This window comes from Halomonas sp. BC04, from assembly GCF_000568385.1.
Window position 1 is genome coordinate 1 of record NZ_AZQX01000123.1, and the last position, 12,738, is coordinate 12,738.

The window sequence follows — 12,738 nt, forward strand, 5'->3', positions numbered from 1 at the left end:
CTCAGCCTGGTCGTCACGGTGCTGGGCGAGCCAGAGGGTCTCGCCGGCGGCAACCCGGCGCTCGAAGGCGGCATAGCGGGCCTGGCGCGCCGCCCCTTCCAGCCCCAGACCCTGCGTCAGCGGGACGGTTACCCGTTCGACGAACAGGGGCACCCCGAGACGGGAGCAGAGCCGTCGACAGTGAATCTCGAAGCCGTCGGCGCCCGCCTGTAGCCCATGATTGACGTGGAGCGCATGGAGGCGGCGGGGATGGCGCCGAATGGCGTCCGCCGCCAGGGTCAACAGCAGCGAGGAATCCAGCCCACCCGAAAGCGCCACCCAGACGACACGCCCCGGCGGGGTTTCCGCCAGGGCGTCGTCAATCAGTGGCTGTAGCGACTCTCTCTTATGCTGGTGCGCCATAGCTCATCAGGCGCTCATACCGGCGCTCCAGGAGAGCCTCGGTATCCATGGCCTCCAGACGGTCGAGACTGGCCAGCAGCGCCGTCTTGACCCGCTCCGCGGTATCGACCGGATGGCGATGGGCACCGCCCAGCGGCTCGGGAATCAGCGTGTCGACGAAGCCCAGCTCCTTGAGCCGCTCGGCGGTGATACCCATGGCCTGGGCCGCGTCGGAGGCCTTCTCGGCGCTCTTCCACAGTATCGAGGCGCAGCCTCCGGGGAGATCACCGAGTAGGTGGAGTACTGCAGCATGGTCAGCTCGTCGCAGACGCCGATGGCCAGCGCCCCGCCGGAGCCGCCCTCGCCCACCACGGTGGCGAGAATCGGTGTCTTGAGGCGCGACATCACCGCCAGGTTATAGGCGATGGCTTCCGACTGACCGCGCTCCTCGGCATCGATGCCGGGATAGGCCCCGGGGGTGTCGATGAAGGTCAGCACCGGCATCTTGAAGCGCTCGGCCATCTCCATCAGCCGGCACGCCTTGCGGTAGCCCTCGGGGCGCGGCATGCCGAAGTTGCGGCGCACCTTCTCCTTCACCTCGCGGCCCTTCTGGTGGCCGATGACCATGACCGGGCGGTCGTCCAGCCGTGCCACCCCGCCGACAATGGCCGGATCGTCGGCAAAGCGCCGGTCGCCATGCAGTTCGTCGAAGTCGGTGAAGATGTGCTCGAGGTAGTCCAGGGTATAGGGCCGCTGAGGGTGGCGCGAAAGCTGCGACACCTGCCAGGGGCTCAGGTCCTTGAAGATCGACTCGGTGAGCTTGCGGCTCTTCTCTTCGAGCCTGCTGATCTCGTCGCTGAGATTGACCTGGCTGTCGTTGCCGACCAGGCGCAGCTCTTCGATCTTGGCCTGGAGCTCGGCGATGGGCTGTTCGAAATCGAGGTAGTTGGGATTCATAGTGGCTAGGCCGCCTTGTCATTGCTGTCGCCGGGGTATGTCGACCGCTCTTGCCCCGGAAGCCAAAAATTCGAGTGTCGGGCATTATCGCACCCTCACCGCACGGCGCAAGGCAGGGTGCGTGGAGTTATCGCTAGCCAGGGGCGCCGGGGCCCGCAGCCAGATTATCGATACTTCAATCGCACGCCGTCCTGCCCTTCCACCTCGCGCAACGCGATCATCAGCTCGTCAGAGGGTGCGACCCGCCATTGAGCGTCCAGCTCCAGCCAGCCGACGGCCTCGCCGTTGCGATACCGCAGCCGGACCGGCAGGCCGCTGGCATCGCAATGGGGCGAGAGGCTGTCTCGGAGGTTGTCGACCAGCCGTCCGTTGACTCGCCCCCCGTCGAGGGAGAGCTCCACGGCCTCGCCATAGCGGCTGCGCGCCGCCACCATGGGGGTGATCTCCTTGCCGCGCAGGCGCAGGCCCCCGGAGTAGTCATCGCTGGAGACTTCCCCTTCGACGATCAGCACCTGCTCGGTGTCGAGCTGGCCTCGCAGCGCCTCGAACATTTCGCCGAACAACGAGGCCTCGATGCGTCCGGTGCGGTCGTCCAGGGTCAGGAAGGCCATGGTATCGCCGCGCTTGGACTTCATGGTGCGCACCCCCACCACCAGGCCCGCGACCCGCTGCGGCTCGCGGGAGGGCTTGAGGTCGCTGATACGCGTCGAGACGAAGCGCTTGAGCTCCTGCTCGTACTCGTCGATGGGGTGGCCGGTGAGGTAGAGCCCCAGCGTCTCCTTCTCGCCGGCCAGGCGCTCCTTGTCGGTCCACTCGCGAACCTGGCGATAGGCCTCGTAGGGGTCCGCCTCCGCCTCGTCGGCGAAGGCTTCGCCGAACATGTCGACCATGCCCAGGTTCTGGTTAGTCTGGGTCTGAGCCGCGGCCTTGAGCGCGGCCTCCATCGCTGCACTGAGCACCGCGCGGTTGGGGCCCAGGTTGTCCAGCGCCCCGGAGCGGATCAGCGCCTCCAGGGTACGCTTGTTCATGCGCCGGGGATCGACCCGCCGGCAGAAATCGAACAGGTCGGTGAAGGGACCGCCGGCTTCGCGCGCTTCGACGATGGCACCGATGGGCCCTTCGCCCACGCCGCGGATGGCACCCAGGCCGTAGACTACCCGGGCCTCGATATCGACGGTGAACTTGTAGCCGCCGACGTTGACGTCCGGCGGGGTCACGGTCAACCCCAGATGGCGACACTCCTCGATCAGCGGCACCACCTTGTCGAGATTGTCCATCTCGGTGGACATCACCGCCGCCATGAAGGGACCGGGGTAGTGCGACTTGAGCCAGGCGGTCTGGTAGGAGACCAGACCATAGGCCGCCGAGTGGGACTTGTTGAAGCCGTAGCCGGCGAACTTTTCCACCAGGTCAAAGATATTGCCCGCCAGCTCCTTGTCGATGCCGTTGGCGGCACAGCCCTCCATGAAGCCGGCGCGCTGCTTGGCCATCTCCTCGGGCTTCTTCTTGCCCATGGCCCGGCGCAGCATATCGGCCTGGCCCAGGCTGTACCCCGCCAGCACCTGGGCGATCTGCATCACCTGCTCCTGGTAGAGGATGATGCCGTAGGTGGGCTCCAGCACCGGCTTGAGCAGCTCGTGCTGGTAGTCCGGGTGCGGGTAGGAGATCTCGGCGCGCGCGTGCTTGCGGTTGATGAAGTCGTCGACCATGCCCGACTGCAGGGGGCCGGGGCGAAACAGCGCCACCAGGGCGATCATGTCCTCCAAGGAGTCCGGCAGCAGGCGCTTGATGAGCTCCTTCATGCCGCGGGATTCGAGCTGGAACACCGCCGTGGTTTCGGCGCGCTTGAGCATCTCGAAGGTGGGGGCATCATCCAGTGGGATGGTGTCGATGTTCAGCGGCCCCTGGCCGGCCGCCGCCCGCACCTTGTCGACCATCTCCAGCGCCCAGTCGATGATGGTCAGGGTCCGCAGGCCCAGGAAGTCGAACTTGACCAGCCCGGCCTCCTCGATGTCGTTCTTGTCGAACTGAACGACCAGGCCATTGCCCTCCTCGTCGCACAGCAGCGGTGCAAAGTCGGTGAGCTTGGTGGGGGCGATGACCACGCCGCCGGCGTGCTTGCCGGTGCCGCGGGTGATCCCCTCCAGCTTGATTGCCATCTCCCAGATTTCCTGGCTTCGTCGTCGTTGTCGATGAACTCCTTCAGCGCCGGTTCCTGCTCGATCGCCTTGGCCAGGGTCATGCCCACCTCGAAAGGGATCAGCTTGGAGAGCTTGTCCCCCAGCGAGTAGGGCCGGCCCTGGGCCCGGGCCACGTCGCGCACCACCGCCTTGGCGGCCATGGTGCCGAAGGTGACGATCTGGGACACCGCGTTGCGCCCGTAGCGGTCGGCCACGTACTCGATGACCCGGTCGCGTTTCTCCATGCAGAAGTCGACGTCGAAGTCGGGCATCGAGACCCGCTCCGGGTTGAGAAAGCGCTCGAACAGCAGGTCGTACTCCAGCGGGTCTAGGTCGGTGATCTTCTGGGCGTAGGCCACCAGCGAACCGGCGCCGGAGCCACGCCCCGGCCCCACGGGGACATTGTTGTCCTTGGCCCACTGGATGAAGTCCATCACGATCAGGAAGTAGCCGGGGAAACCCATCTGGATGATGATGTCGAGCTCGAAATCCAGCCGCTTGCGATAGCGGGCGTCGATTTCGGCATACTCCGCCCCGTCCCGCGGATAACGCTCCGCCGGGAACAGGAAGTCGAGCCGTTCGGTGAGGCCATCGTGAGAGACCTTGCGGAAGAACTCGTCCTGGGTCATGCCCTCGGGAATCTCGAACTCGGGCAGGAATATCTCGCCCAGCCGCACGTCCACGCTGCAGCGTGCGGCGATCATCAGGCTGTTCTCGAGCGCAGCGGGAATGTCCGAGAAGAGATCGGCCATCTCCTCAGGGCTCTTGAGGTACTGCTCCTCGGTGTAGCGCCGCTCGCGCCGCGAGTCGTCCAGCGCACGCCCCTCGCCGATGGAGACCCGGGTCTCATGGGCCCAGAAGTCGTCGCGTTCGAGGAAGCGCACGTCGTTGGTGGCCACCACCGGCGTGCCGGTCTCCGTGGCCAGGGCCACCGAGAGATGCACGCACTCCTCCTCCAGCGGGCGGCCGGTACGAACCAGCTCCAGGTAGAAGCGTCCCGGAAAGGCGGCGTTCCACTCGTCCAGCAGCGCCCGGGCCTCGTCCCGGTGATCGGAGAGCAGGTGACGGCCGATCTCGCCGTCCCGGGCGCCGGACAGGGCAATGAGTCCCTCGCTCTGCTCGAACACCCAGGCACGGTCGAGGAGCGCCCTGCCCTGTCGCTGCCCCTCCATCCAGCCGCGGGAGATCAGCTCGGTGAGGTTGCGGTAGCCGACATCGTTCATGGCCAGCAGGGTCAGGCGGAAGGGATGGCCCTCGTCGAAGGGGTTGGCCAGCCACAGATCGGCGCCGATGATCGGCTTGAGCCCGGCGCCCTGGGCGCCGCGGTAGAACTTGACCAGGCCAAACAGGTTGGCCTCATCGGTGACGGCCAGTGCGGGCATGCCCCGCTCGGCCGTGGCCTTGATCAGCGGCTTGAGCCGCACCAGACCGTCGACCAGCGAGTATTCAGTGTGAACGCGAAGATGTACGAAGGGCGTGGTCATAAGGGGCTCGAAGCTTGGCGGTAAATGGTCGGTACGGAAACCAGGCTATTGGACCTGCGGTATGGCATAGGCTATCGCATCCTGCTTCGCTCGGGCTGATCCAGCGATAGGCCTGCGGGGAGGCGCTGTTAATTCCTCCTTGTACGCTACCGATTCCCTCCCTGGAATCGGACCTCCCCTTGAGCCTATCCCCGGCGCCCCTCGCTATCAGGGGCTAGCTAGAACAGCGCCAGCTGGCGCTTGACGGGGCCGAAGGAGCGACGGTGTTCGGGCAGCGCGCCAAGGCGCTCCAGGGCCGCCAGGTGCTCGCGGGTCGGATAGCCCTTGTGGCGGGCGAAGCCATACCCGGGAAAGCGGCCGTCGAGGGCCATCATCTGGGCATCGCGGGCCACCTTGGCGAGGATGGAGGCCGCGGCAATGGCCGGGTGGCGGGCATCGCCCTTGACCACCGCCTGGCCGGGGACATGATGCCCGGGCAGACGATTACCGTCCACCAGCAGGTACTCGGCAGCCGGCGACAGGGCATCGATGGCCCTGCGCATGGCGAGATGGGTGGCGTGGTAGATGTTGAGCGTATCGATCTCGGCGACCGACGCCCCGGCCACGGCGAAGGCCAGGGCCTTCTGGCGAATCTCTCCGTCGAGCCGCTGGCGGCGCTCTGCCGTCAGCTGCTTGGAGTCGGCCAGCCCAGCAATGGGCCTGGCCGGGTCGAGAATCACGGCCGCGGCCACCACGGCGCCAGCCAGCGGTCCGCGTCCCACCTCGTCGACACCCGCCAGCAGGCTGCCCTGGTAGTCGATGACCAGGGGGGGGAGGTCACAGGGCGTCATCGGTCCGTGCCCTCTCTCCTGGGGACGCTCCCGCCTCGGCGGCGGCCATGGCACTCGCGGGCGACACGCTCTCGGGGAGGGCGCGCCCCTCCACCAGTGCTTCGATGGCATCGCAGGCTCGGCGACTGGCATCGCGCTGCAGTCCGGCATGCATCTCGGCGAAGCGCGACTCCAATGCCAGGCGGTAGTCGTCATCGTCGAGCATTTCGCCCAGGCGTGCGGCGATGGCCGGCGCGCTGGCCGCTTCCTGGATCAGCTCGGGCACCAGGGTCTCCCGGGCGATCAGATTGGGGAGAGAGATCCATTCGGTCTTGACCAGTCGACTGGCCAGCCAGTGGGTGGCCGGTGCCATCCTGTAGGCCACCAGCATGGCGCGGTGGCAGAGCATTGCCTCCAGCGCCGCGGTACCCGATACCAGCAGGACGGCGTCAGACGCCACCATGGCCTCCCGAGCACGGCCTTCGAGCAGCAGTGCCCGGCCGGCGAGCCGGGGCGTGCCGCCAGCAACGCCTTCAATTCTTCATGCCGCTTCGGCGTCGCTGCAGGAATCACCACCTGTAGCCCGGGCCGGGTTCGGCACAGCTGCTCGGCGGCGTCGAGGAATGTGTCGCCGAGAAAGCGGATCTCGTTGGCCCGGGACCCCGGCAGCAGGGCCAGCACGGCCGTGCCTGAATCCAGCCCCAGCGCGGCGCGGGCCATGGCGCGATCGTTGGTCAGCGGCAGCTCGTCGGCCAGCGGATGGCCGACGAAGGCCACCGGGATCCGGTGGCTGGCGTAGAAGGCGGCCTCGAAGGGCAGGAAGGTGAGCATGGCATCGACGGAGCGAGCGATCCCCTTGATCCGACCCTGCCGCCAGGCCCATACCGTGGGGCTGACATAGTGCGCGGTGGTGATGCCCGCCTGACGCAGTTGCCTTTCCAGGCCGAGATTGAAGTCGGGCGCATCGATTCCGATCATGATATCCGGCTGCCAGGCCAGGGCATCCGCCCTGAGGTGGCGGCGCACGCGGATCAGTTCGGGAAGGTGCTTGATCACCTCCACCAGGCCCATCACCGAGAGGGTTTCCAGGGGAAAGCGACTCTCCATACCTTCGCCGATCATGCCCGGTCCGCCGATGCCACGGAATTCCACATCCGGGTGGCGTGCCTTGAGGGCGCGCATCAGGCCGGTACCCAGATTGTCGCCGGAGAGCTCACCGGCCACGATATAGACACGTCTCACCGTCATGGCCGCATCACGTCCACGTCAGCGCACGATGCCACGGGAGGACACCTCGATGGAGGCGGCAAAGGCTTCGGTTTCGGGCAGCGGGAAACGGCTGCGGATGGCAACCAGCGCCTGCTCGACGGTCAACCCCTGGCGATAGACCAGCTTGTAGGATTCGCTCAGCGCCTTGATCGCTTCTTTCGAGAAACCACGGCGCTTCAGCCCCGTCAGGTTGAGGCCATGAGCCCTGGCCGGGTTGCCGTTGATCATCACGAAGGCCGGCGTGTCCTTGGTGATGATCGAGCCACCGCCGGCCATGGCATAAGAGCCAAAATGGCAGAATTGGTGGATCGCGGCGAGCCCGCCCAATATGACGAAATCGCCCAGGGTGACATGACCGGCCAGGGTCACCTGGTTGGCGAGCACGCAGTCGTTGCCGATGAGACAATCATGCCCCACGTGGACATAGGCCATGATCAGGTTGCGCGAGCCAATGACGGTCTCACCTCGATCCTGGGCGGTGCCGCGGTGCAGCGTCGCCCCCTCGCGGATGATATTGTCGTCCCCCATTACCAGTCGCGTCGGCTCCCCGGCGTACTTCTTGTCCTGGCAATCCTCGCCCACCGAAGCAAACTGGAAGATGCGGGTGCGAGCGCCCAGCACGGTCGGCCCCTTGATCACGACATGAGGGCCTATTCGACTGCCGGCCCCGATCTCGACGTCGGGCCCGATCACGGTAAAAGGTCCGACCTCGACATCCTCGGCCAGGCGCGCACGGGGATCGACGATGGCAGTGGTATGTATCAAGCAACCTTCCTCTCGGCACAGATGATGACGGCCTCACAGGCCAGCTCGCCTCCTACGGTAGCACGGCAGGCGAATTTCCAGATGCCCCGCTTTTCACGTTCCACACGAGCCTCCAGCACCAGGCAGTCGCCGGGCATGACCGGGCGTTTGAAGCGCACGTTGTCACTGCCCACGAGATAGTAGACATAGCCATCGGCGGGCAGCTTGTTGACGGTCTTGAACCCCAGAATGCCGCACACCTGAGCCAGGGCTTCGAGCACCAGCACACCGGGCATGATCGGGTGGTGCGGGAAGTGACCGTTGAAGAACGGCTCATTGATGCTGACGTTCTTGTAGCCAACGATCAGTTCGCCAAGTGTCAGCTCCGTGACCCGATCCACCAGCAGGAAGGGATAGCGGTGGGGCAGATAATCACGAATCTCGTTGATGTCCATTACCATCGTAGCGACCTCTGAAAGGAAGTAGGAAAGCCGGAGCAGCATTTGCATGTTGCATCCGGCTTTCCAGAATGCCTGCAGGGAGACAAAGGCAGGCGAAGGATTATAGCGTCGCCAGACTTCGTCTCAACCCTCCGGGTTGCGCTTTTCCAGCTTGGCCAGGCGGCGGGCGATATCGTCGAGCTGCTTGAAGCGCACCGCATTCTTGCGCCACTGGGCGTTCTGCATCGCACCGGTACCCGACGAGTAGACCCCCGGCTCGTGAATCGAGTTGGTCACCAGGCTCATGCCGGTGACCTGTACCCCATCACAGATCGTCAGATGGCCGGCAAGCCCCACACCACCACCGAGCATGCAGTTGCTCCCCACCCGTGTCGAACCGGCGATGCCGACACAACCGGCAAGGGCGCTGTGGTCGCCGATGCGCACGTTGTGGGCGATCTGCACCTGACTGTCGATCTTGACGTCGTTGCCAATGACGGTGTCGCCCAGCGCCCCGCGGTCGATGCTGGAGCAGCTGCCGACTTCGACATCGTCGCCCAGCACCACGCCGCCCAGTTGGGCAATCTTGTGCCAGCGCTTTCCGTCATGGGCGAAACCGAAGCCGTCGCCTCCGATGACACAGTTGCTGTGCAGGATGGCCCGCTCACCGATGGTGACTCCGTGACAGACGGTCACGTTGGGATGCAGGCGAGACCGGGCGCCGATACGTGAATTCGCCCCCACCACACAACCGGGACCGATCACGACCTCGTCGCCCAGCTCAACGCCAGGCTCGACGACTGCCTGGGGACCAATCTCAACCCTGGCACCCAGGCATACGTCTTCGGCCACCACTGCCGTGGGATGGATGCCGCCCGCCGGGCGGGCCAGGAACGGGTCGAAGAGCCGTGACAGCTGGGCATAGCCAAGGTAGGGGTTGTCGAGCTCAAGATGGTCCACCGGGCAATCGCCCGCATGCTCGGGGTGTAGCAGCACCGCGCCAGCACGTGTGTCGTGCAACCCCCTGAGGTAGGAAAGATTGGCCACGAAGGCGATCTGCTCGGGGCCGGCATCCTGCAAGGTAGCCAGGCCCGAGATACGGCGCGTGCCGTCACCCACCAGCCGTGCTCCGAGCTGTTCGGCAAGATCGGCGAGGGTGAACTGTGGGGGGGCAGGTTGCGTCATGAAGACCCGATAGTCAGCAGAGCACGGCGGCAAGCCGCCGTGACAGATCAGTTGAGCGAGTTGAGGATGTCGGTCACTTCCCGAGTCAGGTTTGGCAGGTCAACCTCGGAGTGAAGCACACCCTGGGGGTCTACCAGGATCTGGATACCATGACGGGATATCACCTGCTCCACCGCCCGCTCCAGCTTCGGCTCTGACTCCTCCAGGAACTCCTGCTCCGAGCGCATCTGCTCCTCGATGATCTGCTGGCGCAGCTGCTCGAAGCGGCTGCCCTTCTGCTGGAATTCCTGCATCATCGCCTGGCGCTCGGCATCCGAGAAGCTGCCTCCCTGGAGGCGCTGCTGCATGCTCTGCAGCTCCTCACCCAGCGCCTGGGCCTCCTGTTGCTGCCCGCGAAGGCGGCTCTCCAGCTGCTCCATGGAGCGCTGGGCGGCATCGGATGAAAGTAGCGCCTGGCGCCAGTCCAGCACGGCGACCTCGGCGGCATGCGCCGGCAGTGCCAAGACACTGAACAGGCCTACACAGAGAATGGCAGTCAACTTGCGCATGAACGACTCCTTGGTCGATGCCGGGTCAGAAAGTCTGACCCAGTGAGAACTGGAAGAACTGGGTATCGTCGCCGCTCTTGTCATTGAGGGGCTCGGCGATACTGAAGGTCAGCGGACCCACCGGGGTCAGCCAGGAAAGACCGATACCGGCACTGTAACGCAGCTCACCCAGGTCGACACCCGAGGAGCAGTTCGAGGGACCGTCGCCGTCGACCACCGGGTAACAGCTGGTCAGGAAGGTGTTACCGGCATCAATGAAGAAGCCAGTCTGCAGCGACCGCTGGTCCTCGAGGAAAGGCATCGGGAAAAGCAGCTCCGCACTACCCTCGACCAGTACGTTGCCACCCAGGGTACGGTCACGTCCCGCCTCGCGGGGGGTGGTGCGCTGACCCAGGGTATTGGCGGTGAAGCCACGCACAGAGCCGAGGCCACCGGAGAAGAAGTTCTCGTAGAAGGGGTGGGGGTCGCTACCGATGCTGTCGGCATAGCCAAGGGTCGTGCCGAATTTCAGCGCCCATGTCTCCTCCTCGTTCAAGGGAAACAGCTGCTGCGCCCTGGCCCGCAGCTTGTAGTACTCCGCATCGCTGCCTGGCGCCGCGGTCTCCATCGACAGACGCTGGTAGTTGCCCGAGGTGGGCATGATGCCCCGGTTCAGATTGTTGCGGGTCCAGCTCGCGGTCAGCTTGAGGCTCTGGGCATCGGCGCCCTGCTCATCGACGTAGCGCACGATCTCCGAAGGAGTGTCTCGATACGTCTTGACCGTCAGGTCCTCGATGCTGGCACCGAAGTTGAGCCGGGAAAGTTCACTGATCGGGTAGCCGAAGTTGATGCCCGCGCCGTAGGCGTCGGTGGAGAAGGTCGAGATATCCGAATCGGCATAGTCGGTCTCGCGGTAAAACAGGTTGTAGCCCCGCGAAATACCGTCCAGGGTCCAGTAGGGATTGGTGTAGCCGAAGTTGAGACTGGTGAAGGTATCGCTGCGCTGGGCACCGAGGTTGACTCGGTTGCCGGTCCCCAGAAAGTTGTTCTGGGCCAGCGAGGCACCATAGATGACACCTGCACTCTGGGAGAAGCCGATGCTCGCCGACACCGAGCCGGAAGGCTGCTCCTCGACGGTATAGGTGACATCCAACTTGTCGGGCTCGCCCGCCACCGGCTGGGTATCCACGTCTACCTGGCTGAAGAAGCCCAGGCGTTCCAGACGACGGCGCGACTGGCTGATCGACTCGGTGGAGGCGGGTGCCCCCTCCATCTGGATCATCTCGCGGCGCAACACCTCATCCTGGGTACTGGTATTACCAATGAAGTTGATACGTCGCACATAGGCACGCTGTCCCGGATCGACCCTTATGGTGAGATCCACCGTCGAGCCGTCGGCACCGGGCTCCGGCACACCCTCGACCCGGGCGAAGGCGAAGCCCTCGGCACCCAGGCGGGAGCGCAGCGCTTCGGTGGAGGCGGTGACGTCGCTACGCGAGAATATCTGGCCGCTCTCCACTTGGAGCAGGTCCCGCGCCTCACGCTCGCTGATCTGCAGGTCCCCGGCGAAGCGAATGTCGCCCAGGCGATACTGTTGTCCCTCGTCGATATTGACGGTGACGAAGATCCGCGACTTGTCCGGGCTGATCGATACCTGGGTGGAGGTAATGGCGAAGTTCACATAGCCGCGATCGAGATAGAAGGAGCGCAGCCGCTCCAGGTCGCCGGCCAAGGCTTCACGGGAGTATTCGTCTCGCGAAAACCAGCCGAAGAAACGGCCGGGGCGGTCGCTGAGCTCGAAGGCACCGCGCAGTTCGTCGTCGTCGAAATCCCGGTTGCCAACGACGTTGATCTGGCGAATCTTGGCCACGGCCCCTTCGTTGATGTCGATATCGACCTGGACCCGCCCTTCATCGATTTCACGCACGCTGGTCTCGATGCGCGCGCTGTAGCGGCCCTGTGACTGGTAGACGCCCTCCAGCTCGCGCTGGATCTCCTCAAGGGTAGAGAGCTGCAGCACCTGCCCTTCGGCAAGCCCGCCTTCGCGAAGGCCACGACGCAGGTCATCCTCGGAGAGCTGGCGATTGCCGCTGATGTTGAGCTGCGAGATGGTGGGGCGCTCCACCACCTGGATGACCAGCACGTCACCATCCTGGCCAGCTGGATATCATCGAACAAGCCGGTGGCGAACAGGCTGCGCGCCGCCTCGGCCAGCTCGCGGTCATCCACCCGATCCCGGGCGCTGACTGGGAAGGCATTGAAGACGGAGGCAGCGGAAACTCGCTGCAGCCCCTCCACGCGAATGTCGGTCACTTCAAAAGATTCGGCCAGCACCGTATTGGAACCGGCCAGCAGCAGAGCCGCCAGTCCGAGGGTCTTGATATTCATGCAGTCGCTTCGCTCGCGTTGATCCGCCTGCCTGTCCAGACAGGCACCTTATACATTTGTGCGGGTGACTGACAAGGTTGGAGCCTGGCTCCACCTCTCCCTGTGCCCCCGGTCGGGGTAGAGTCGCTCGCTACCAGAGACGCATCAGATCGAAATAGAGCGCCATCAACATCAGCGTGGCTATCAGCGCCAAACCAATACGCAGCCCCATCGCCTGGGTCCGCTCGGAAACCGGCCGGCCACGGACCGCTTCCACGAAATAATAAAGCAGGTGGCCGCCGTCGAGCACCGGAATGGGCAGCAGGTTCAGCACCGCCAGGCTGATCGACAGGTAGGCCAGAAAACTGACGAAGCTTTCCAGACCGGTACGAGCG

At 64.9% G+C, this 12,738-nt stretch carries 7 protein-coding genes and 4 pseudogenes; all 11 read right to left on the bottom strand.

Features of this window, described 5'->3' with window-relative positions:
• The coding region (locus Q427_RS08625; RefSeq protein ID WP_043512962.1) for a tRNA lysidine(34) synthetase at positions 1–402 on the bottom strand (402 nt) is incomplete at its 3' end.
• Positions 386–1,338: pseudogene (gene accA, locus Q427_RS08630) on the bottom strand (acetyl-CoA carboxylase carboxyl transferase subunit alpha). The pseudogene accA and the gene Q427_RS08625, both read right to left, overlap by 17 nt.
• Positions 1,339–1,502: 164 nt before the next feature.
• A pseudogene (dnaE, locus tag Q427_RS08635) lies at positions 1,503–5,002 on the bottom strand (DNA polymerase III subunit alpha).
• Positions 5,003–5,220: 218 nt separating this feature from the next.
• Positions 5,221–5,832: a ribonuclease HII gene (gene rnhB, locus Q427_RS08640; RefSeq protein WP_043512964.1), complete on the bottom strand. Its 612-nt coding sequence runs from the start codon at positions 5,830–5,832 to the stop codon at positions 5,221–5,223.
• A pseudogene (gene lpxB / locus Q427_RS08645) lies at positions 5,819–7,059 on the bottom strand (lipid-A-disaccharide synthase). The gene rnhB and the pseudogene lpxB overlap by 14 nt, the downstream one beginning before the upstream one ends.
• A gap of 18 nt (positions 7,060–7,077) precedes the next feature.
• The gene (gene lpxA, locus Q427_RS08650) at positions 7,078–7,845 is read right to left on the bottom strand and encodes an acyl-ACP--UDP-N-acetylglucosamine O-acyltransferase (protein WP_043512966.1); all 768 of its coding nucleotides are present in this window, start codon (positions 7,843–7,845) and stop codon (positions 7,078–7,080) included.
• Complete coding sequence (fabZ, locus tag Q427_RS08655; protein WP_043512977.1) at positions 7,842–8,285, bottom strand: 3-hydroxyacyl-ACP dehydratase FabZ; 444 nt, start codon at positions 8,283–8,285, stop codon at positions 7,842–7,844. The genes lpxA and fabZ overlap by 4 nt, the downstream gene beginning before the upstream one ends.
• Before the next feature lie 123 nt (positions 8,286–8,408).
• Positions 8,409–9,449 (bottom strand): UDP-3-O-(3-hydroxymyristoyl)glucosamine N-acyltransferase, encoded by a 1,041-nt coding sequence (gene lpxD, locus Q427_RS08660; protein ID WP_043512967.1) that lies wholly within the window; start codon positions 9,447–9,449, stop codon positions 8,409–8,411.
• 47 nt (positions 9,450–9,496) lie between these two features.
• Entirely contained in the window at positions 9,497–9,997 is a 501-nt protein-coding gene (locus Q427_RS08665; protein ID WP_043512970.1) for an OmpH family outer membrane protein, read from the bottom strand.
• 25 nt (positions 9,998–10,022) lie between these two features.
• Positions 10,023–12,364: pseudogene (bamA, locus tag Q427_RS08670) on the bottom strand (outer membrane protein assembly factor BamA).
• Between the two features lie 130 nt (positions 12,365–12,494).
• On the bottom strand, positions 12,495–12,738 hold a 244-nt coding region (locus tag Q427_RS08675; RefSeq protein ID WP_043512974.1), incomplete at its 5' end, for a site-2 protease family protein.

Bases quoted from the DNA above. Each gene is read 5' to 3' on its own strand.
- fabZ (WP_043512977.1), bottom strand. From the start codon at position 8,285: ATGGTAATGGACATCAACGAGATTCGTGATTATCTGCCCCACCGCTAT.
- rnhB (WP_043512964.1), bottom strand. From the start codon at position 5,832: ATGACGCCCTGTGACCTCCCCCCCCTGGTCATCGACTACCAGGGCAGC.
- Q427_RS08665 (WP_043512970.1), bottom strand. From the start codon at position 9,997: ATGCGCAAGTTGACTGCCATTCTCTGTGTAGGCCTGTTCAGTGTCTTG.
- lpxD (WP_043512967.1), bottom strand. From the start codon at position 9,449: ATGACGCAACCTGCCCCCCCACAGTTCACCCTCGCCGATCTTGCCGAA.